The 19,214-nt window shown below is 69.2% G+C and carries 23 protein-coding genes; 13 read left to right on the top strand and 10 right to left on the bottom strand.

The window, feature by feature from the left end; all coding sequences use genetic code 11:
• Window positions 1-6: 6 nt before the first annotated feature.
• From POF73_RS04315 to POF73_RS04305, 3 genes are read left to right on the top strand one after another with little or no spacing between them, the layout of a single operon-like run.
• Complete coding sequence (locus tag POF73_RS04315) at window positions 7-978, top strand: DUF6879 family protein (protein WP_272113082.1); 972 nt, start codon at window positions 7-9, stop codon at window positions 976-978.
• A complete protein-coding gene (locus POF73_RS04310; RefSeq protein WP_272113081.1) occupies window positions 975-1,907 on the top strand; it encodes a hypothetical protein in 933 nt (310 codons plus the stop codon). Before POF73_RS04315 ends, POF73_RS04310 begins: the two co-directional genes overlap by 4 nt.
• A gap of 33 nt (window positions 1,908-1,940) precedes the next feature.
• Entirely contained in the window at window positions 1,941-4,133 is a 2,193-nt protein-coding gene (locus POF73_RS04305; RefSeq protein WP_272113080.1) for a tetratricopeptide repeat protein, read from the top strand.
• Here the strand turns inward: POF73_RS04305 and POF73_RS04300 are convergent.
• Both POF73_RS04300 and POF73_RS04295 read right to left on the bottom strand, forming a co-directional pair.
• On the bottom strand, window positions 4,114-4,305 hold the full coding sequence (locus POF73_RS04300) for a DUF397 domain-containing protein (protein WP_272113079.1): 192 nt from the start codon (window positions 4,303-4,305) through the stop codon (window positions 4,114-4,116). The two genes, POF73_RS04305 and POF73_RS04300, sit on opposite strands and share 20 nt — an antisense overlap.
• Complete coding sequence (locus POF73_RS04295) at window positions 4,287-5,117, bottom strand: helix-turn-helix domain-containing protein (RefSeq protein WP_272113078.1); 831 nt, start codon at window positions 5,115-5,117, stop codon at window positions 4,287-4,289. Before POF73_RS04295 ends, POF73_RS04300 begins: the two co-directional genes overlap by 19 nt.
• A gap of 114 nt (window positions 5,118-5,231) precedes the next feature.
• On the opposite strand from POF73_RS04295, the gene POF73_RS04290 reads away from it, so the two are divergent.
• From POF73_RS04290 to POF73_RS04265, 6 genes are read left to right on the top strand one after another with little or no spacing between them, the layout of a single operon-like run.
• A complete protein-coding gene (locus POF73_RS04290; protein ID WP_272113077.1) occupies window positions 5,232-5,438 on the top strand; it encodes a hypothetical protein in 207 nt (68 codons plus the stop codon).
• A complete protein-coding gene (locus tag POF73_RS04285; protein WP_272113076.1) occupies window positions 5,435-5,650 on the top strand; it encodes a hypothetical protein in 216 nt (71 codons plus the stop codon). Before POF73_RS04290 ends, POF73_RS04285 begins: the two co-directional genes overlap by 4 nt.
• A gap of 30 nt (window positions 5,651-5,680) precedes the next feature.
• Window positions 5,681-6,304, top strand: coding sequence for a DUF1266 domain-containing protein (locus POF73_RS04280; protein ID WP_272113075.1), 624 nt, complete (start codon window positions 5,681-5,683; stop codon window positions 6,302-6,304).
• A gap of 26 nt (window positions 6,305-6,330) precedes the next feature.
• Window positions 6,331-6,462, top strand: coding sequence for a recombination protein O N-terminal domain-containing protein (locus tag POF73_RS04275; RefSeq protein ID WP_272113074.1), 132 nt, complete (start codon window positions 6,331-6,333; stop codon window positions 6,460-6,462).
• Window positions 6,459-7,205 (top strand): DNA repair protein RecO, encoded by a 747-nt coding sequence (gene recO / locus POF73_RS04270; protein WP_272113073.1) that lies wholly within the window; start codon window positions 6,459-6,461, stop codon window positions 7,203-7,205. The genes POF73_RS04275 and recO overlap by 4 nt, the downstream gene beginning before the upstream one ends.
• A 33-nt stretch (window positions 7,206-7,238) precedes the next feature.
• Window positions 7,239-8,081 (top strand): isoprenyl transferase, encoded by an 843-nt coding sequence (locus POF73_RS04265; RefSeq protein WP_272113072.1) that lies wholly within the window; start codon window positions 7,239-7,241, stop codon window positions 8,079-8,081.
• A gap of 139 nt (window positions 8,082-8,220) precedes the next feature.
• Here the strand turns inward: POF73_RS04265 and POF73_RS04260 are convergent, their stop codons facing one another.
• The 4 genes from POF73_RS04260 to POF73_RS04245 are packed head-to-tail and all read right to left on the bottom strand — an operon-like array spanning window position 8,221 to window position 11,343.
• A complete protein-coding gene (locus POF73_RS04260) occupies window positions 8,221-8,631 on the bottom strand; it encodes a Fur family transcriptional regulator (protein ID WP_128428334.1) in 411 nt (136 codons plus the stop codon).
• Between the two features lie 60 nt (window positions 8,632-8,691).
• Window positions 8,692-9,594, bottom strand: coding sequence for a metal ABC transporter permease (locus tag POF73_RS04255; RefSeq protein ID WP_272113071.1), 903 nt, complete (start codon window positions 9,592-9,594; stop codon window positions 8,692-8,694).
• Window positions 9,594-10,361 carry a metal ABC transporter ATP-binding protein gene (locus POF73_RS04250; RefSeq protein ID WP_272113070.1) on the bottom strand — a complete coding sequence of 256 codons (768 nt, stop codon included), beginning with the start codon at window positions 10,359-10,361 and terminating at the stop codon, window positions 9,594-9,596. The genes POF73_RS04255 and POF73_RS04250 overlap by 1 nt, the downstream gene beginning before the upstream one ends.
• A gap of 19 nt (window positions 10,362-10,380) precedes the next feature.
• Window positions 10,381-11,343 (bottom strand): metal ABC transporter substrate-binding protein, encoded by a 963-nt coding sequence (locus POF73_RS04245; protein WP_272113069.1) that lies wholly within the window; start codon window positions 11,341-11,343, stop codon window positions 10,381-10,383.
• Between the two features lie 195 nt (window positions 11,344-11,538).
• On the opposite strand from POF73_RS04245, the gene POF73_RS04240 reads away from it, so the two are divergent.
• Entirely contained in the window at window positions 11,539-12,921 is a 1,383-nt protein-coding gene (locus POF73_RS04240) for a glycine--tRNA ligase (RefSeq protein WP_272113068.1), read from the top strand.
• Between the two features lie 200 nt (window positions 12,922-13,121).
• Here the strand turns inward: POF73_RS04240 and POF73_RS04235 are convergent, their stop codons facing one another.
• A complete protein-coding gene (locus POF73_RS04235) occupies window positions 13,122-14,231 on the bottom strand; it encodes an endonuclease/exonuclease/phosphatase family protein (protein WP_272113067.1) in 1,110 nt (369 codons plus the stop codon).
• Between the two features lie 212 nt (window positions 14,232-14,443).
• Here POF73_RS04235 and POF73_RS04230 point away from each other — a divergent pair, with 212 nt between their 5' ends.
• On the top strand, window positions 14,444-15,049 hold the full coding sequence (locus POF73_RS04230; protein ID WP_272113066.1) for a LysE family translocator: 606 nt from the start codon (window positions 14,444-14,446) through the stop codon (window positions 15,047-15,049).
• On the opposite strand, the gene POF73_RS04225 is transcribed toward POF73_RS04230, so the two are convergent.
• Window positions 15,050-15,883 carry a hypothetical protein gene (locus tag POF73_RS04225; protein ID WP_272113065.1) on the bottom strand — a complete coding sequence of 278 codons (834 nt, stop codon included), beginning with the start codon at window positions 15,881-15,883 and terminating at the stop codon, window positions 15,050-15,052. It abuts the gene before it with no gap.
• A 91-nt stretch (window positions 15,884-15,974) separates the two neighbouring features.
• A complete protein-coding gene (locus tag POF73_RS04220; protein WP_272113064.1) occupies window positions 15,975-17,021 on the bottom strand; it encodes a chitinase in 1,047 nt (348 codons plus the stop codon).
• Between the two features lie 173 nt (window positions 17,022-17,194).
• Between POF73_RS04220 and POF73_RS04215 the strand changes: the two genes are divergently transcribed.
• Together POF73_RS04215 and POF73_RS04210 are read left to right on the top strand one after the other, a co-directional pair.
• Window positions 17,195-18,202: an aldo/keto reductase gene (locus tag POF73_RS04215; RefSeq protein WP_272113063.1), complete on the top strand. Its 1,008-nt coding sequence runs from the start codon at window positions 17,195-17,197 to the stop codon at window positions 18,200-18,202.
• 29 nt (window positions 18,203-18,231) lie between these two features.
• Complete coding sequence (locus tag POF73_RS04210; RefSeq protein WP_272113062.1) at window positions 18,232-18,831, top strand: TetR family transcriptional regulator; 600 nt, start codon at window positions 18,232-18,234, stop codon at window positions 18,829-18,831.
• A 46-nt stretch (window positions 18,832-18,877) separates the two neighbouring features.
• On the opposite strand, the gene POF73_RS04205 is transcribed toward POF73_RS04210, so the two are convergent.
• The gene (locus POF73_RS04205) at window positions 18,878-19,093 is read right to left on the bottom strand and encodes a hypothetical protein (RefSeq protein ID WP_272113194.1); all 216 of its coding nucleotides are present in this window, start codon (window positions 19,091-19,093) and stop codon (window positions 18,878-18,880) included.
• Window positions 19,094-19,214: the final 121 nt, after the last annotated feature.

The raw sequence follows: 19,214 nt of genomic DNA, 5'->3' as shown, positions 1-19,214 counted from the left end.
TGAGAAGTGAACGGAGCACCTTTAGGGGCAGGGAACAACAACGGACAAGTCCCGCCGCAGCAGGACCCGCGCTTTCCCAGGCTGTTCCTGCGGATCCTGCTCAGCGCCGCGGTGGGAGGCGGGACCTTCCTGCTGACCAGCCTGCTCGGCGTGGACGACGGGAACATCTGGCAGCTGACGGCGTCCATCGCGATCGGCAGCGCGGCGCTGATCGTGCAGTATCTCGTGGCCTTCGGCGAGCGGTTCGAGAAGGTCGACCGGCGGTTCGCCGAGATCATCTCCGCGACGGAGCTGTTCAGCAAGGTCGATGGTTCCGTGCTCCGCTCCGAAGAGGTGACCAGACTGGTCCTCGGGTACACGAAGCTCCGTGAACAGGGCGGCGACATCGTGCAGGCCTTCGGTGAGAAGGAGTTGGCCCGCCTCGCCAAACTGATGGAAGGCCTCAGCAGCGGCAGCGCGGACTGCCCGGGCGAGAACCACGAGTGGCTGATCGACATCACCGACTGCGTCAAGATGACCCTCGACGCCACGAGCACCTCCGTGGACCGGGACTTCTGGTACAGCGGGCCCGCGGAGCGGTATCTCGTCGCGCAGGAGAAGGCGATCAGGCGGCGGGGCGTGGAGATCAGGCGGCTGTTCGTGGTGAAGGAGCCGAACGAGCTCACCGAGAGCCTCCGGGAACTCTGCGAGGAGCACAAGCGGCGTGGCATCGACGCACGTGTACTGGTGCGTTCGTCCATGGCGTCGAACCCCAAGGTGAACGACTTCATCATCTTCGACGGCGAGCTGTGCTACGAGACCTCCCCGGACCTCCAGTCCAATCCCGACGGAACCTGGCTCAGGCGGGAGGAGGAGCACGTCGAGGACCGCGTCAACCAGTTCGACGAGCTGTGGGCGGCAGCGACGGAGCCGGGCCCCGAGCCTCAGCGGGATCCCGAGCCGCAGCCGGGGACGGCGCCGACCGTGGCGTCGGGGTGAGCGTGCGACCGGCGCCGACGGGCGGACTCCGCATACCGCCGGTCGTACTGAAGGTCCTGATCACGGCAGCCGTGGGTACAACGGCGTATGTGATCAGCAACTTGATCGCCCCGTCCCAGGAGGACCTCTGGCAAGTCGCCCTGGCCGTCGTGATCGGCGGTGCGGCGCTGATCGTCCAGTACATGGTGGACTTCGAGGAACGCCTCGGGGCGTTGGAGAACGGCCAACGACAGCACCGGCGTGAGCTGACAGAGCTGGTGGATCAGGGCTTCCGGCAGGTCGGGGAGGTGACGGACCTGTTCGGCAGGCTGGAGGACTCGGGGATGCCCTCCGGCGAGGTCAAGCGGCTGGCCAGGAGCGCCGCGCAGGTGGGATCGCAGGGCCGGGGCTTCCTGCAGGAGTTCGCACGGGCCGAGATCGAGCGTCTGGCCTCGATGATGACGGCGCTGGCCTCGGCGCACGGCGACTGGCCGGGGGAAAACAGCGATCTGCTCATCGGTCTCGCCCGATGTGCCCGCAAGAGCATCTACGCCACCAGCAGCTACGTCGACCTGGACTTCTGGGAGACCGCGACCGCGAAGTACTACCTGGACGTGCAGCGCGAGGCGATCCAGCGGCACGGCGTCCAGGTCAGGCGCCTGTTCATCGTGAAGGATCCCCACGAACTCAGCGCGAGCCTGGACAAACTCCTTGAGCAGCAAAGAGGCACGGGCATCGAGGTCGGGGTGGTGGTTCTGTCCGAGCTGCCGTCCAACATCAGGGTGGGCGAGACACTGGACGTCGTGATCTTCGACGAAGTGCTGTGCTTCGAGATCACCACGGATGTGCAGCAGCTCAACCCCAACGCCAGACTGGACGCCCGTCAGGACAAGGTCGCTCGGCGCAAGGCACGCTTCGAGCATCTCTGGGACGCCCGCACCGTCCACTGATCTACGATCGAAGGTCGTAGAAAGGGGCGCGCGGTGGGCGATGGCGGGGCGGTCGAGGGGCGGGCCTCCGGGCAGGGGCGTGTCTTTCAGACGACGGGTGAGCAGTACATCGAGGAGCACCACCATCACTACGCACCCGGCACCGCTCCTCTTCTCGGCGGCGGACCGGTGCGAGCGGCGGTCACGGCCGCCGACTCCGTACGTGTGCCCCTCGTGGGCCGTCCGCCCGGCATCCTGCGCAACCGCGAGGAACTGCGCGGCACGCTGAGCGCGGCGATCGCCGGACCGGGCGGTGAGATCCACGTCGTCCACGGCATGGGCGGCCTCGGCAAGACGGCCGTCGCGCACTGGCTGTTCACCCAGGCGGTACGGGAACACGGCCGCGCCGGGCTCTGGGTGAACGCGTCGGACCGGGTGTCGCTGCGTGCCGGCATGCTCGCGGTCGCCGGTGACCGCGGGGCGACGACCGGCGAACTCGCCGCCGCCGCGAGCGGTCAGCGCGCCGCCGCCGACCTCGTCTGGCACTACCTGGACCACTCCTCCGAACCCTGGCTGCTCGTCCTGGACAACGCCGACGACCCCGCGATCCTGGAGGAGGGCGGCTGGCTGCGCACCAGCCCGCTGGGTACGGTCCTGGTCACGACCCGGATAGCGAACTCCCCGCTGTGGCGGGCCCCGGGCGTCTCCCGCCACACGCTCGGCCTTCTCCCCCTGCACGATGCGGCCCAGGTCCTGTGCGACCTCGCCCCGGACGCGGGCACCCCGGAAGAGGCCCGCAAGGTCGCGGAGCGCCTGGGCCGACTGCCCCTCGCCCTCACCCTGGCCGGTTCCCATCTCGCCCACCAGCTCCTGGAGTCGTGGACCATGGACGAGTACGAGCGCAAGCTGACCGAGGAGTCGACGGCGATCGTCGACCAGGGCGCGGCCGGCCGAGGCGGCGGCCAGTCCCGCCAACTGGTCAGCCGCACCTGGCAGTTGTCTCTGGACGCCCTCGCCGACCAAGGACTTCCCGAGGCGACATCCCTGCTACGGCTGCTGTCCTGCTGGTCGGCCGACCCGGTCCCCCTGACGATGCTCATGCCGGCGGCGCGAGGCGAAGTGCACCTCACCGGCGTCGAACCAGCCCTCCCCGCCGACCGGTTGGAGCCCGCCCTGCGCGGCCTGCTCGACCACTCCCTCATCGAACTCGTCCAACTGCGCGGCACACGGTGCGTCAGCGCGCACGGGGTCCTGCTGGACAGCGTGGCCGGGGGAGTCCCGGACGGGCAGCAGCGTGCGGCTCTCGGCCTCGCCGCCGCCCGGCTGCTGAGCGCGGCCCTGCCCGACCCGGACGACACGTCGGAGGAGGCACGCGCCGCACTGGCCATGCTGGCGGCGCACGCTGTCGCCCTTCTGCGCGTCGCCTCGGGCGAGGTGAGCGAGGAGATCGTTCGGGTGTCGGCCCTGGTCGTACGGCGGATGTACGAGACGGGGGACTGGTCCGGAACGCTCGCGCTGGCCGAACGCGTCGCGGAGAGGGCGGGACAGCTGCTGGGTGCCGAGCACGCCGTGACCCTCGATACGCGTTACGTACTGGGGCAGGCGGTGCACCGCATGGGGCGGTACGCCGAGGCCGAGGTGATTCACCGGCAAGTGCTGGAGGCTCGTGAGCGGGTGCTCGGCCCCGACCATCCGGACACGCTGCGCAGCTGCCTGGGACTGAGGTATCCGCTGGAACAGCTCGACGGCCGGAGGGAGGAGGCGGAGCGTTTGAACCGGCGGGCGATCGAAGGACAGCGTCGGGTGCTCGGCGAGGACTCCGCCGAGACCCTGTACAGCAGGGCGTGTCTGCTGGAGGTGCTGCCCCAGATCGGCAAGGCGGAGGAGTTCGACGCGGAGGCGCGTGCCCTGGTCGAGGACTGTGAGCGGTACCTGCCGCCCGACCATCTCACGACGCTGATGGCCCGCCACCTCCACGGCTACGGGCTCCTGCTGCTGGGGCGCTACGAGGAGGCGGAGCCCCTGGCTCGGCGGACCCTTGCCGACCGACGGCGCGTTCAGGGCCCGGAGAATCCGTTCGTGCTGAGTGCACTCGCCGGCGTCGCGAGGGTCCTGCAAGGCCTCGGGAGAACCGACGAGGCGCTGCCGCTCCTGGAGCAGCTCATCGAAATCCGCGACAGGACGCTCGGGCCGGAGCACCCGCTCGTGGTCGAGCTCCGCGAGTGGCTTACCGAGTGGCAGAGATGAACGCGGCCCAGGCGTCGACGCCGATCACGAGCACACCCCCGGTGGGGACCTTGCTGTCTCGGACGGGGACTACGCCGGGGACTCCGTCGGCGACCTCGACGCAGTTGCCACCATCGCCGTTGCTATAGGTGCTCTTGCGCCAGCGAGCGTTGCTCAGCTCGTACCTGTACATCGTCTGAAGTCCTCAGCCGCCGACTCGATTAGGGCCAGGGACGCCTCCGGCGACAGCGCGGCGCCCCTGAGCAGATCGTAAGCTCGGTTCGCGCGCTTCACCACTGCTGGATCGTCCAGGAGGCTCCCCGAAAACGATGTCTCTGTATAGGCCGTTGGGGGCGCCTCGTCGAACTCCATGAGTCGCAGCGAGCCGTTGTTCGCGGGTGGCCCCGCCGAGAACGGAAACACCTGCAGCACCACCTTGCGCTCGCGGGCCAAGGCGGCCATGTGCTCCAGCGCCTCAGCCGCGACCACTGGCCCGCCGACCGGCACGCGAAGTACCGTTTCGTGCACGATCGCCCAGTACTCGGGCCTTGTAGCGTCCTTGAGGATCTGGGACCGCTCGACGCGGGAGGTGACGCGCTCGTCGATGAGCTCGTCAGTCGCGAAGGGGTGCGTCGCCACCACGAGCGCACTCGTGTACGCCGGTGTCTGCAGGAGCCCCGGGATGACGGAGGGCTCCCAGTCGCAGATCTTCGTCGCCTGCTCTTCCAGCTCCGCCGCATGCGCAAAGTAGTCCGCGTGCTTCTGCTCCTGGATGAGTTGCCGCCACATCCGCTCGAAAAAGCCGTCGGTTTGTAGCGCCTCGTCAATCCGCTGGGCGACGTCCAATTGCGGCTTTCGAATGGCCTGTTCGAACTGGCCGATGTAACCGCCGGAAACGAAAACCCGGGAACCCAACTCCGCCTGAGTGGTCTCGGCGTTCTCCCGCTGTCGCTTCAGCTCACTCCCGAAGAACTCCCAAGCCGCCAACCGTGAACCGTTGGCCATGGCCAACCCCCTTGCGCTGACCCGTACTTGTAGAGCGCAGACTCCTGCCGAGTGTAGGCGTCGCAGGTCACCATGGAGAGGTAAAGAGTGAAACCCAAATAGGAGGGGAGTCACGTGACGGCACGACACTCGGCGCGCTGCGTCGAAGAAGCGGAGGAAGCAGTGAAGGAATTGCGGGCGGTGCTGGAGAAGGCAGGAATTACGCTCCCGACACTCCGGCTCGATGCGGCGAGTCTTGCGCGTGAAGCCCCTTGCCCGCTCGTCGAATTGGGCCGTTGTTCCGTCGAGACCGCGCAGCGCCTCGCCGCGGTGCTGCGATGAAGCCACCCATCGGGTCCTACGTCGTCGACACCCGTTCGGGTCGGATCGGCGTCGTGATGGGACATGAGGGACCGTACGTCCAGCTGAGACCGTACGGCGGCGGCAAGGAGTGGGACGCCGAGCCGGGGGCGGTCCGCAGGGCCACGCCCGCCGAGCGGCTGAGGGCGGCGACGGCGTACGCGAACGCACGCAGCAGGGGTGAGGTTCCTTGACGTAGGGGTGGGTGCGTAGGGTGCGGCGGCATGGCTTTGTGGAGATGGAGAAGGCGGGGCGTGAAGGCGGCGCGCCGCTACCCCGTGCCGCTCACCATGCACCAGCTGTGGATGGTGTCGCTGAGCGCGCCGGTGAGCAGGGACCGCGGCGTCTCACGCACCACGCTGTACCCGTTCGTCAGGATCGACGAGGAGGGCGCCCGGCGGTGGCTGGCCGAGCAGTGGGAGATCACCTCGCGTGATCAGCTGGCCGGGCGGCTCGACGGGCTGTCCCGCAGCGGGTACCGGGCCCGGGCGTACCGGCTCACCGGCGTCGCGCCGCTCGCCTGGGACGCCGCCCTGTACGTCGACATCGCCCGCCGTGGCTTCGCCTGCGGGCTGATCGCCGAGGCGGATGCCTGGACGGCCCTGAAGAACATCGTGCCGGCGGTGGCGCGGACCTACGGCTCCTGGCAGGAGTACGCCGATCACTATCTGCTCGGCCGGAAGGTGTGGCGGGACGGGCTGCGGGCCGGCATGGCGGACTCCGGGCTCCCGGCCGGCCAGGAGGCCGCCGACGAGCACCTGCGCTCCCTCCTGGACCCGGCGAACCGTGCCAGCCCCTGGAACATGGCCCCCTGGGACGCCATAAGCCACCCCGACCGCACCCGCTGACTCCTGCCGTACGGGAGAATGAACCCATGAGTCTGTTCCGCGACGACGGCATCGTGCTGCGCACCCAGAAGCTGGGTGAGGCGGACCGGATCATGCTGTGCTGCCCCGGGGGACACCCCCCGGACCCCCGGCCGGAAGCCCGTGGAGGCGCGCGATGAGTCTCTTCCGGGATGACGGCATCGTGCTTCGGACCCAGAAGCTGGGTGAGGCGGACCGGATCATCACGCTGCTCACTCGGGGGCACGGGCGGGTGCGGGCCGTGGCGCGCGGTGTGCGGCGTACGAAGTCCAAGTTCGGGGCCCGGCTGGAGCCGTTCTCCCATGTCGACGTGCAGTTCTTCGCGCGGGGGAGCGAGCTGATCGGCCGGGGGCTGCCGCTGTGCACACAGAGCGAGACCATCGCGCCGTACGGCGGTGGGATCGTGACGGACTACGCGCGGTACACCGCCGGGACGGCCATGCTGGAGACGGCCGAGCGGTTCACGGATCATGAGGGTGAGCCGGCCGTCCAGCAGTACCTGCTGCTCGTCGGCGCCCTGCGGACCCTCTCCCGGGGCGAGCACGCCCCGCACCTCGTTCTCGACGCGTTCCTGCTCCGCTCCCTCGCCGTCAACGGGTACGCCCCGACCTTCAGCGACTGTGCGAAGTGCGGCATGCCGGGACCGAACCGCTTCTTCTCGGTGGCCTCCGGGGGCTCGGTCTGTGTCGACTGCCGGGTGCCCGGTAGCGTCGTACCGTCGCCGCAGACCCTGGAACTGCTCGGTGCGCTGCTTACGGGAGACTGGGAGACCGCGGACGCCTGCGAGGCGCGGTACGTCCGGGAGGGCAGCGGGTTGGTGTCGGCTTATCTGCACTGGCATCTGGAGCGCGGGCTGCGTTCGCTGCGTTACGTAGAGAAGTAGAGAAGTAAGCCGTCAGAGGAGGACGAGAAACACATGGCCGTGAGTGGGTTCCTGGGGCGTCGACGCCGTGAGTACAAGACGCCGCAGCCGCACCCGTCCGGTGCCCGCGCGCCGAAGATCCCCGGCGAGCTGGTTCCGAAGCATGTGGCGATCGTCATGGACGGCAACGGCCGCTGGGCGAAGGAGCGGGGGCTGCCGCGCACCGAGGGGCACAAGGTCGGAGCCGAGCGTGTGCTCGACGTGCTCCAGGGTGCGATCGAGCAGGGCGTGGGGGCGATCTCGCTGTACGCCTTCTCCACGGAGAACTGGAAGCGGTCGCCGGACGAGGTGCGCTTCCTGATGAACTTCAACCGCGACTTCATCCGCAAGACCCGCGACCAGCTCGACGAGCTGGGGATCCGGGTGCGGTGGGTCGGGCGGATGCCCAAGCTGTGGAAGTCGGTCGCCAAGGAGCTCCAGATCGCCCAGGAGCAGACCAAGGACAACGACAAGCTGACCCTGTACTTCTGCATGAACTACGGCGGCCGGGCCGAGATCGCGGACGCCGCGCTGGCGCTCGCCGAGGATGTGAAGGCCGGGCGGCTGGACCCGTCGAAGGTGAACGAGAAGACCTTCGCGAAGTACCTGTACTACCCGGACATGCCGGACGTCGACCTGTTCCTGCGCCCGAGCGGCGAGCAGCGCACCTCCAACTACCTGCTCTGGCAGAGCGCTTACGCCGAGATGGTCTTCCAGGACGTCCTGTGGCCGGACTTCGACCGGCGCGACCTGTGGCGGGCCTGCGTGGAGTTCGCCTCACGCGACCGACGGTTCGGCGGGGCGATCCCGAACGAGGAGCTGCTGGCGATGGAAGGCCGCCAGGAGGAAGAGGCCTAGCCTTTCGTTTTCAGCCCGTCCGGTCGTCTTTCAGCCCGTCCGGCGTTTGAGGACGAGGCCCGCCAGGGCCGGAAGCGGGGGTCTGGGGGCGGCAGCCCCCAGGGGCGGGCACCCCCACCGAGCCGCACCGTAGAACGGCTCAACCTGCGGCGCACTCCGCGCATGTGCCGAAGATCTCCACCGTGTGGGCCACGTTCACATAGCCGTGCTCGGCCGCGATCGCGTCCGCCCACTTCTCCACAGCCGGGCCCTCGACCTCGACCGCCTTGCCGCAGACGCGGCAGACGAGGTGGTGGTGGTGTTCGCCGGTCGAGCAGCGGCGGTACACCGACTCGCCGTCGGAGGTGCGCAGGACGTCGACCTCGCCGGCGTCGGCGAGGGACTGGAGGGTGCGGTAGACCGTGGTCAGGCCGACCGAGTCGCCCTTGTGCTTGAGCATGTCGTGGAGATCCTGCGCGCTGCGGAACTCGTCGACCTCGTCAAGAGCCGCCGCCACGGCGGCCCGCTGCCGGGTCGCGCGGCCCTTCACGGGCGGTCCAGCGGTCGTCACCGGTTTGCCTCCTCACGTCTGCACTTGCCGGGCCATTGTGCCAGCCCGGACTGTCAGTGGTCAGACGCCGACCTTCCCGTCGCTTTCCCGGCTGGCCGGAATCGCACACTCCGCCGGGTCGCCGGCGGGCTGTGCCGCGGCCAGCGCGCGGGCCCTGCGGCGGGCCAGCGGGGCCGCCAGGGCCGTCAGCGCGATGAACGCGCCGATGGTCAGCAGCACGATCGTCGCGCCGGGCGGCACGTCCTGGTAGTACGAGGTCACGGTGCCGCCGATGGTCACCGTCACACCGATGCCGACGGCGATCGCGAACGTCGCCGCGAAGCTGCGGCTCAGCTGCTGGGCCGCCGCCACCGGCACCACCATCAGCGCGCTGACCAGCAGCAGGCCGACCACGCGCATCGCGACCGTCACGGTCACGGCCGCCGTGATCGCGGTCAGCAGGTTCAGGGTGCGGACCGGGAGGCCCGTGACCCTAGCGAACTCCTCGTCCTGGCTCACCGCGAACAGCTGGCGGCGCAGGCCGATCGTGACCAGCACCACGAAAGCGGCCAGCAGGATGATCGCCGTCACGTCCGACTCGCTCACCGTGGACAGCGAGCCGAAGAGGTACGACGTCAGGTTGGCGTTCGACCCCGTCGGCGCGAGGTTGATGAACATCACGCCGCCGGCCATACCGCCGTAGAAGAGCATCGCGAGGGCGATGTCGCCGCGGGTGCGGCCGTACCAGCGGATCAGCTCCATCAGGACCGCGCCGAGCACCGAGACCAGCGTCGCCATCCAGACCGGGGACCAGGAGAGCAGGAAGCCCAGGCCGACGCCCGTCATCGCGACATGCCCGATTCCGTCGCCCATCAGGGCCTGGCGGCGCTGGACCAGGTAGATGCCGACGGCGGGGGCGGTGATGCCGACCAGGACGGCGGCGAGCAGGGCCCGCTGCATGAAGGCGTAGTTCAGGAGTTCCATCAGCTCAGCAGTCCCGTCCGGATCGGTTCGGCGTCGTGAGCCGCGTGCGGGTGTACGTGGTCGTGGCCGGGCAGCGCGTGCTGGCCGACGGCCTTCGGGGGCGGGCCGTCGTGCAGGACACAGCCGTCGCGCAGGACGACCGCCCGGTCGATCAGGGGCTCCAGAGGGCCCAGTTCGTGCAGCACCAGCAGGACCGTCGCACCGGCCGCGACCTGCTCCCTGAGCGTGCGTGCCAGCACCTCCTGGCTGCCCAGGTCCACGCCCGCCATCGGCTCGTCCATGATCAGCAGTTCGGGGCCGGACGCCAGGGCGCGGGCGATCAGCACGCGCTGGTGCTGGCCGCCGGACAGGGCGTCCACCGAGTCCTTCGCCCGGTCCGCCATGCCGACCAGCTCCAGGGCGTGCCGTACGGCGGCGCGGTCGGCCTTGCGGAAGACGCCGAAGCGGGTGCGGGAGAGGCGGCCCGAGGAGACGACCTCGGTGACCGTGGCCGGGACGCCGCCCGCGGCGGTCGTGCGCTGCGGGACGTAGCCCACGCGATGCCAGTCGCGGAACCGGCGCCGGTCCGTGCCGAACAGCTCGATCTCGCCGGCGCTGACCGGCACCTGGCCGATGACGCTGCGCACGGCCGTCGACTTGCCCGAGCCGTTGGCGCCGAGCAGGGCGACGACCTCACCGCGGTGCACGGTGAGGTCGATACCCCGCAGGACGGGGCGCGAGCCCAGCTCGGCGCGTACGCCGCGCAGTGCGATGACGGGCTCGGTCATGCCGTCCTCCATAGGTCGATCACTTGGCGCCCAGGGCGGTCTGCAGCGCCTTGAGGTTGGCTTCCTGGACCGAGAAGTAGTCCTTGCCCCGGGACTTGGACGTGATGCCCTCGATCGGGTCGAGGACGTCCGTCTTGAGGTTCGCGTCCTTGGCGATGGTCTTCGCGGTCTTGTCGCTGACGAGCGTCTCGTAGAAGACGGTGGTGACGCCGTCCGCCTTGGCCATCTTCTCAAGATCCTTGACCCGCGCGGCGCTGGGATCGGACTCGGGGTCCAGGCCGGCGATGGCCTCCTCGGTCAGGCCGTAGCGCTCGGCGAGGTAGCCGAAGGCGGCGTGCGTGGTGATGAAGACCTTGGAGCCGGTCTTCGCCAGGCCGTCCTTGAACTGGGTGTTGAGCTCGTCGAGCTTCTCGACCAGGGCCGCGGTGTTCTTCTTGTAGTCGGCCGCGTGGTCGGGGTCCGCCTTCTCGAAGGCCGCGCCGACGCCCTTGGCGACCTCGGCGTACTTCACCGGGTCGAGCCAGATGTGGGGGTCCTTGCCGCCCTCCTCGTCGTGGCCGTGCTCCTCGTCGTGCTCGGCCGCGTGCCCGCCGACCTCGTTGCCGTGCTGCTCCAGCGAGGTCAGCTCGGCGGCGTCGACCTTCGTCTTGATTCCCGACTGCTCGACGGCCTCGTCGACGGACGGCTGCAGGCCCTTGAGGTAGAGAGCGGCGTCCGACTCCTCGATCTGCCCCCGCTGCTGGGCGCTGACCTCCAGGTCGTGCGGCTCCTGGCCGGGCTCGGTGAGGCTGGTGACCTTGACGTGGTCCCCGCCGATCTGCTCGGCGAGGAAGGCCATCGGATAGAACGACGCGACGACGTCGAACTTCTCCGTGTTGCCTGCGGCCGCGCTGTCGGTCGAGCAGGCGGAGAGGGTTCCGAGGCCGAGAGCGGTGGCCGCCGCGATCGCGATCCCGGATATGTGCTGTCGTCGTACGTTCATGACAGTCATTTTCAGCAAAGATGGAAACCATTGTCAACAACGATCTCGGTAAGGGGTTTGTAAGGCCCGTGTAAGGGCTCGGGGCGGGCTGGGAGCGGAACCGATTTGGTTGAGGGGGAGGACCCGCCGGTACCCTGAAGCATTCGCTGTGAAGCGCCTCGCTTCGTCGCCCGTCGTCGTAATGAAGAGAGCACCGTGGCCGCCGACAAGATCGACACCATCGTCAGCCTGAGCAAGCGCCGTGGCTTCGTATTCCCCTGCAGTGAGATCTACGGCGGTCAGCGTGCCGCCTGGGACTACGGGCCGCTGGGTGTCGAGCTCAAGGAGAACCTGAAGCGCCAGTGGTGGCGCTACATGGTGACGTCGCGCGAGGACGTGGTCGGAATCGACTCGTCCGTCATCCTGGCCCCCGAGGTCTGGGTCGCCTCCGGTCACGTCGCCACTTTCACCGACCCGCTCACCGAGTGCACCTCCTGCCACAAGCGGTTCCGTGCGGACCACCTTGAAGAGGCGTACGAGGCCAAGAAGGGTCACCTCCCGGAGAACGGCCTCGCCGATGTGAACTGCCCGAACTGCGGTAACAAGGGCCAGTTCACCGAGCCCAAGCAGTTCTCGGGTCTTCTCTCCACCCACCTCGGTCCGACCCAGGACTCCGGCTCGATCGCCTACCTGCGCCCCGAGACCGCGCAGGGCATCTTCACCAACTTCGCCCAGGTGCAGACCACCTCGCGCCGCAAGCCGCCGTTCGGCATCGCGCAGATGGGCAAGTCCTTCCGCAACGAGATCACGCCCGGCAACTTCATCTTCCGCACCCGCGAGTTCGAGCAGATGGAGATGGAGTTCTTCGTCAAGCCGGGCGAGGACGAGAAGTGGCAGGAGTACTGGATGGAGCAGCGCTGGAACTGGTACACGGGCCTTGGTCTCCGTGAGGAGAACATGCGCTGGTACGAGCACCCGGCGGAGAAGCTCTCCCACTACTCCAAGCGCACCGCCGACATCGAGTACCGCTTCCAGTTCGGCGGCAACGAGTGGGGCGAGCTGGAGGGTGTCGCCAACCGCACCGACTACGACCTCGGCGCCCACTCCAAGGCCTCCGGCCAGGACCTCTCCTACTTCGACCAGGAGGCCGGCGAGCGCTGGACGCCGTACGTCATCGAGCCCGCGGCCGGTGTCGGCCGCGCGATGCTGGCGTTCCTGCTCGACGCCTACGTCGAGGACGAGGCGCCGAACGCCAAGGGCAAGATGGAGAAGCGCACGGTGCTGCGTCTGGACCACCGTCTGGCCCCGGTGAAGGTGGCCGTGCTGCCGCTGTCCCGGAACCCGGAGCTGTCGCCGAAGGCCAAGGGCCTCGCGCAGGCGCTCCGACAGAACTGGAACATCGAGTTCGACGACGCCGGTGCCATCGGCCGCCGCTACCGTCGCCAGGACGAGATCGGTACGCCGTACTGCGTGACCGTCGACTTCGACACCCTGGACGACAACGCGGTGACGGTGCGCGAGCGGGACTCGATGAAGCAGGAGCGCGTGTCGCTGGACCAGATCGAGGGCTACCTGGCCGGGCGTCTGATCGGCTGCTAGGAGCCCCTGGGCCCTGGCGCACCGACTGAAGAACCCCGATTCCGTTACGGCCGTGACAGGCGTAACGGAGTCGGGGTTCTTGCCGTCCGGCGATCTCGGGCACCAACTCCGGCTACGCGGTGACCGGTTCGCGAGTCCTCCGGGTCGACCTGCTCATACCGCCGCGGCAGGGGTGAGCGAGGGACGAGGGGAGCCGTCGCTCACAGGTCCAGGTCGGCGTAGAGCGCGGCGTGGTCGGAGGCCGAGTCGATCTTCGACGTCACCTCGTCGAAGCGCTTGACGTCCGGGAGCGGCGGGTCCCAGAAGATTCCGCGCTGCTCCAGGGCGACGTGCTGCACCCGGTGCCACAGCGGGGGCGGGAGCAGCAGGTAGTCGAGCTTGTCCTGCGGCCTGTCGCCCTTTCCGTGCGTGCCGGGTCCTCCTCGGTAGGAGGAGTGGCTCATCACGTCGCGCAGGCCGGTGTCGAGCAGTACGTCGAGCGGTTCGCTCTCCAGGTCGTCATTGAGGTCTCCGGCGATCACGACGTGCGGGGTGCGCTCCCGGGCGGCCTCGTAGATCTCCGCGAGCCGCTTGGCCTGGGCCAGGCGCAGTGCGGGGTCGTCGTTGAACTTGCTCTTGAGGTGGTTGCCGAGAACGACCAGGGGCGTGCCGTTGAGCTCGATCTCGAACTCGGGGCAGTCCCGGCTGAACAGGTGCTCGCCGGGACGCTCCGGGTCGGGGTCGAAGAGGTGGGACCGGATGGAGGTGATGGGGTGCCGGCTGAGGATCCCGACGTCGATGCCGCGGCTGTCGTTGCCGTCGATCAGCATGTTGAAGGGGTACTGCCGCTTGCCGAGCACCCCGGCCAGGATCTGCTGGTTGAAGCGGTCCAGGGCCAGCCGGTCCTCGACCTCCACCATGAGCAGGATGTCCGCATCGACCGCGTCGACGACCCGGCCGCTGTTGCGCACCGCCTCCGTGTCGAGTTCCTCCCGCACGAGTTCGGCCCAGCCGGCCCACGCGCCACGGCCCGCGGCGCCGACCTCCCAGGAGCCGGCCTCCTTGAACAGACTGGAGTGCTTTCCCGGGCGGGTCTGGTTGATGTAGATCGGCGGGGGGTTGTCCGGGTCCCAGGTGTGGGCGCGGTACTTCTTCACCAGCGCGGAGATCCGTGTCCTGTCCTCCGCGTCGTAGGTCGTCAGGTTCAGCAGTGAGACCAACGTGCTGAAGTCGGCGAGGACCTCGTTCCGCTTCGTCACATCCGGCAGGTTGAAGGCCTTGGGGCGGCGGAAGAGGCTCTGCGCATTGAAGGTGGCGATACGAACGATCATGGCAGCCTCCCGCGGGCGGCGCATGAACACCGCGCGGCCGACGGCAGGCGCCGCCGAAGTGACTGCTCGCCGACAATTCCCATTCTCCGAGGGGGCGGGAAAGGTGTCCAACGGAGCCGGATCGCCCCAGAGGCCCGGTCGCCGATTGGTCCAGCAGCCGGGCCACCGATTGGCCCTGTATCCCGGTACGTGGCGGCACGAGGGTGGCGGGCATGAGCATCGCCTTCCTCCTCACCACCCTCGTCGTGGTGGCCACCCCCGGCACCGGCGTCGTCTACACCCTGGCCACCGGTCTTTCCCGGGGCCGCCGCGCGTCCGTGGTCGCCGCCTTCGCCTGCACCCTCGGGATCGTGCCGCACATGCTGGCCACGGTCACCGGGGTGGCCGCGCTGCTGCACGCGAGCGCGACCGCGTTCCAGATCCTGAAGTACGCCGGTGTCGCCTACCTCCTCTACATGGCCTGGTCCACGCTGAAGGACAAGGAGGCCATCGCGGTGGACGACGACGCCACGCCGCTCTCCTCGGGCCGCGTGATCGTGCGGGGCGTGCTGATCAACATCCTCAACCCGAAGCTGACGATGTTCTTCTTCGCCTTCCTGCCCCAGTTCGTGGACCCGTCCGAGCCGAACGCCCTGCCGCGCATGCTGGCGCTCAGCGGCGTGTTCATGGCGGCGACGTTCGTGGTCTTCGCGGCGTACGGCATCCTCGCCGCCTCCGTCCGCAGCCACGTCACCTCCCGGCCCCGGGTGATGACATGGCTGCGGCGGACCTTCGCGGGGTCGTTCGTGGCACTGGGGGCGAAGCTGGCGTGGACGTGATCACCAGCTGAAGGCGTCGAAGAGGGTGCCGATCCGCAGCCGCAGGTCGGCCAGGGCGGCGCCGGTGACGGTCACCCAGACGATGTCGGTCTCGGCGTCCCGCGCGAGACGGACGCCCAGGGACTGCACGGAACCGATCAGCGGGTAGGAGTACCAGACGTCCGCCTCGTCGTCGGTCGGCTCAAGGCCGAGCTCGATCGTCTCCCAGTCGGTGTCGTCGAAGGGGTGGTCGATGTAGTGGGCGAGGAGTTCGAGGAAGGGACGCAGGCGGGACTCGCCCCGGACGATGCCGCCCATCTCGTCCGACTCGGTCTCCGGATACGTCACCCGCTCCGCCGGTCCGGCCATGCGCAGCCCGGCACTGACCGCGTGCAGGTCCCTGGTGGTGAGGTGGAGGTGCGCCCAGAGGTCGAGGTCGCGGCTGGCGATGTGCGGGGCGTACGCGGCGTAGGGCAGCCGCAGGACCCGCCCGCGGCCGCCCTCGTCGAGCAGGTGCGGCACCTCCAACTCCTCGCTCCAACGCGCGAGTTCGGGTGCGAACCGCTCCTCGGCCGCCTGCGCGTCCAGGCCGGCGTAACGGCCGATGTCCGCCCACGAGGCGCCCCGCTCCCGCTCGAACACGACCGCCCGCACCAGCAGCTGCGTCGCGTGCTCGACCAGCTGCCGGGCCTCGCTCGCCCGCCCGCCGAGGCCGGTGTCGGCGTCGTTGCGGGTGACCGCCAACGGTCCCGCGCCCAGGGCGAGATCGGCCGCGGCCTGGCTGAGCACGAGCCGGGCCAGTGCCTCCCTGGTGTAGGGGGCGCGGGGGCTGTCGTCAGGTGCCGTGTCGTTCACGGGCGTCAGGGAACCATGGGTGCCCTGTCGCTGTCGCGGCGATTTCGGCGGTGCCTGCCACGGCCGCTTCCACGGCCGCTCACCCGACCTCTCAGCGGCCCTGCAGTGCCTTCACGTTGTCGCCGAACGTCCAGTTCTTCGAGCCGTCCCAGTTGATCGACCAGGTCATCAGGCCCTTGAGTGCGGTGCCGTAGTGCCGCCAGGCCTGGGCCACCAGGGACGGGGGCATGTGGCCGCCGCCCGCGCCGGGCTGGGCGGGGAGGCCGGGGGCCTGTTTGTCGTACGGGACCTTGATCGTCGTGCCCTGGACGGTCAGGCCCTTGTTCAGGCAGTCCGTCTGGGCCACGAAGCCCTCCACCGTGCCGGCGGAGTAGGAGTCGCCGGAGCAGCCGTACATGCTGCCGTTGTAGTACTGCATGTTCAGCCACCACAGGCGGCCGTTGTCGGCGTACTTCTTGATGACGGGGAGGTACGCGCCCCAGATCGAGCCGTAGGTGACGCTGCCGCCGGTGACGTAGGCCGTCTCCGGGGCCATGGTCAGGCCGAAGTTCGACGGCATCTGGGCCAGTATCCCGTCGATGATCCTGATCAGGTTGGCCTGGGACGTGGAGAGTCGGCTGATGGTGCCGCTGCCCACCAGGCCCGTCTCGATGTCTATGTCGATGCCGTCGAAGTTGTACTTCTTCAGGATCGGGACGATCGTCGCCACGAACCGGTCCGCCACGGTGGTCGAGTTGAGGTCGATGCCGGCCGTCGCGCCGCCGATCGACAGCAGGATCGTGCTGCCCGACGCCTTCGCCGCGCACATCTCCGCGGGCGTGGCCACCTTCACCCCGCTGTCCATGCCGTCCTCCCAGAGCGCGGTGCCGTCGGAGCGGATGACCGGGAACGCCGCGTTGATCACGTTGTAGCCGTGGGCCGCGATACGGGAGTCGGTGATCGGGGTCCAGCCGAAGGGCGGGTGGACGCCGCCCGCGGCGCCGTCCCAGTTCTCCCAGTAGCCCTGGAGGACCTTGCCGGCGGGCTTGGACTTCACGGCGCAGGTGTCGGCCGCCGAGGCGGTGGTCGCGACGGGCAGCTGGGCGAGGCAGGCGGTCGTCACTGCGGTGGCGAACAGGCGCAGGGCGCGGCGGAGCATGCGGGGCCTCCCGGTGGGGGTCGGTGAGGGTGGCGGGCAGTCGGGTGTCGTAGGCATGACAGTGCTCGCGGTCCAGACCTTTCGTCAATAGGTCTGGACCATTTTGCAGCTTGGTGACATATATGGACTGACAGATATTGAAATCTGTCAGCTGTCATGTCATGGTGGATGGCATGACGATGCAAACGCGCACTCTCGGAACCACCGGCCCCCAGGTCTCCGCCCTCGGCCTCGGCTGCATGGGCATGTCCCCGATGTACGGCGACGTCGACCGGGCCGAATCCATCGCCACCGTCCACGCCGCCCTGGAAGCGGGTGTGACGCTGCTCGACACCGGCGACTTCTACGGCATGGGCCACAACGAGCTGCTGGTCGGCGAGGCCCTGCGCACCGCGCCCGCGGCCAGCCGTGAGAACGCCCTGCTCAGCGTGAAGTTCGGGGCGCTGCGCACACCGGACGGCAGCTGGGTGGGCTTCGACGGCCGGCCCGCCGCCGTGAAGAACTTCGCCACCTACTCGCTGCAGCGCCTCGGCGTGGATCACATCGACATCTACCGGCCCGCCCGGCTGGACCCGGACGTGCCGATCGAGGAGACGGTCGGCGCGATCGCGGAGCTGGTCGAGCAGGGCTATGTGCGGCACATCGGGCTCAGCGAGGTCGGCGCCGACACCATTCGCCGGGCCGCCGCCACCGCCCCGATCGCGGACCTGCAGATCGAGTACGCGCTGATCTCGCGCGGCGTCGAGGAGTCGGTCCTGCCGGCCACCCGTGAGCTGGGCATCTCCATCACCGCGTACGGCGTTCTGTCCCGTGGTCTGATCTCCGGCCACTTCACCCGCGACCGGCAGCTCGCCGCGAACGACTTCCGGGCCCACTCGCCCCGCTTCCAGGGCGAGAACCTCGATCACAACCTGGCCCTCGTCGAGGCGCTGCGGAAGATCGCCGAGCAGAAGGGCGTCTCCGTCGCCCAGATCGCCATCGCCTGGGTGCTCTCCCGCGGCGAGGACATCGTGCCGCTGGTCGGCGCCCGCACCCGGGAGCGGCTCACCGAGTCGCTGGGCGCGCTGGACGTCACGCTGGACGCGGCCGACCTGGCGGCCATCGAGGAGGCCGTACCGGCGGACGCCGCCGCGGGCGACCGCTACCCGGCCGCGCAGATGTCCCACCTCGGCAGCAAGTAGTGCCCGAGCCGCCGGGTACGGTCTGACTCATGGCACCGACCTCCGAGACCCTGACCGCCGAGCGCATCCTCGAAGTCACCGAGGAGGTGCTGCGCCGCCACGGCCCGGCCAAGGCCACCGTGGTGGACGTGGCCCGCGCGCTCGGCGTCAGCCATGGCAGCGTCTACCGGCACTTCCGGACGAAGGCGGCGCTGCGGCAGGCGGTGTCGAAGCGGTGGCTGGACCGTACGACGGGGGTGCTGGCGGAGATCGTCACGGCGCCGGAGCTGGAGCCGGAGGCGCGGGTGCGCGAGTGGCTCGCGGCGCTGTTCGCGGCCAAACGCCGCAAGGCGTCCGACGACCCGGAGCTCTTCGCCACGTACTCGGTGCTGGCCGCCGAGGCCGCCGAAACGGTCGTCAGCGAACACCTGGCGGAGCTCACCGGCCAGCTGACCGACATCGTGCGCGCCGGCGTCGACGCGGGCGCCTTCTCCGTCGAGGACCCGGCCACCACGGCCGGCGCACTGTTCGGGGCGACGGCCCGCTTCCACGACCCGAACTACGCCAGGACGTGGGAACAGCCGGACGTGGAGAAGGACTTCGAGGCGGTCGTGGACCTGCTGGTGCGCGGGCTGCGGGCTCGCGACTGAACCGTCACGGGCGGTCGGGTTCCGGCGGCGTCAGCAGTCCGGCTCATCAGTCCGACTGCGCCTCCGCCGGGTCCACCGTCGCCTGGTGGGCCTCCGCCAGATGCTCCTCCGCCTTCAGCCAGGGCAGGAACTGGGCGCCCTTGCGCCAGCCGCACGTGTCGCATCTGATCTGACGCTGCGCGCCTTTGCGTTGCACCCGTACGACATGCTCCCGGCCGTGTTGGTCCCAGCGGCTCACCTTGCTTGTGTTGATCTCCAGCATGACGCCTCCAGCGTCCGAGGACATCGAGTCGGCGGACATCGAGTCTGCTTGCGCAGCAAGGAGTGTGCAGCAAGACCAACATCAACGGGAGATCCGGCCCAGCGAGTTGACCAACCTGTGC

Origin of the sequence: Streptomyces sp. HD (genome assembly GCF_028369295.1) — a bacterium.
GTDB lineage: Bacteria > Actinomycetota > Actinomycetes > Streptomycetales > Streptomycetaceae > Streptomyces.
This window is presented reverse-complemented; position numbering and strand designations above follow the sequence as displayed.

Coding starts and splice junctions, on each gene's coding strand:
- POF73_RS04250 (WP_272113070.1), bottom strand. CDS start 10,361: ATGACCGAGCCCGTCATCGCACTGCGCGGCGTACGCGCCGAGCTGGGC.
- POF73_RS04295 (WP_272113078.1), bottom strand. CDS start 5,117: ATGGCCAACGGTTCACGGTTGGCGGCTTGGGAGTTCTTCGGGAGTGAG.
- POF73_RS04265 (WP_272113072.1), top strand. CDS start 7,239: ATGGCCGTGAGTGGGTTCCTGGGGCGTCGACGCCGTGAGTACAAGACG.
- POF73_RS04220 (WP_272113064.1), bottom strand. CDS start 17,021: ATGCTCCGCCGCGCCCTGCGCCTGTTCGCCACCGCAGTGACGACCGCC.
- POF73_RS04235 (WP_272113067.1), bottom strand. CDS start 14,231: ATGATCGTTCGTATCGCCACCTTCAATGCGCAGAGCCTCTTCCGCCGC.
- POF73_RS04275 (WP_272113074.1), top strand. CDS start 6,331: ATGAGTCTGTTCCGCGACGACGGCATCGTGCTGCGCACCCAGAAGCTG.
- recO (WP_272113073.1), top strand. CDS start 6,459: ATGAGTCTCTTCCGGGATGACGGCATCGTGCTTCGGACCCAGAAGCTG.
- POF73_RS04285 (WP_272113076.1), top strand. CDS start 5,435: ATGAAGCCACCCATCGGGTCCTACGTCGTCGACACCCGTTCGGGTCGG.
- POF73_RS04210 (WP_272113062.1), top strand. CDS start 18,232: ATGGCACCGACCTCCGAGACCCTGACCGCCGAGCGCATCCTCGAAGTC.
- POF73_RS04230 (WP_272113066.1), top strand. CDS start 14,444: ATGAGCATCGCCTTCCTCCTCACCACCCTCGTCGTGGTGGCCACCCCC.
- POF73_RS04300 (WP_272113079.1), bottom strand. CDS start 4,305: ATGTACAGGTACGAGCTGAGCAACGCTCGCTGGCGCAAGAGCACCTAT.
- POF73_RS04215 (WP_272113063.1), top strand. CDS start 17,195: ATGACGATGCAAACGCGCACTCTCGGAACCACCGGCCCCCAGGTCTCC.
- POF73_RS04255 (WP_272113071.1), bottom strand. CDS start 9,594: ATGGAACTCCTGAACTACGCCTTCATGCAGCGGGCCCTGCTCGCCGCC.
- POF73_RS04245 (WP_272113069.1), bottom strand. CDS start 11,343: ATGAACGTACGACGACAGCACATATCCGGGATCGCGATCGCGGCGGCC.
- POF73_RS04205 (WP_272113194.1), bottom strand. CDS start 19,093: ATGCTGGAGATCAACACAAGCAAGGTGAGCCGCTGGGACCAACACGGC.
- POF73_RS04280 (WP_272113075.1), top strand. CDS start 5,681: ATGGCTTTGTGGAGATGGAGAAGGCGGGGCGTGAAGGCGGCGCGCCGC.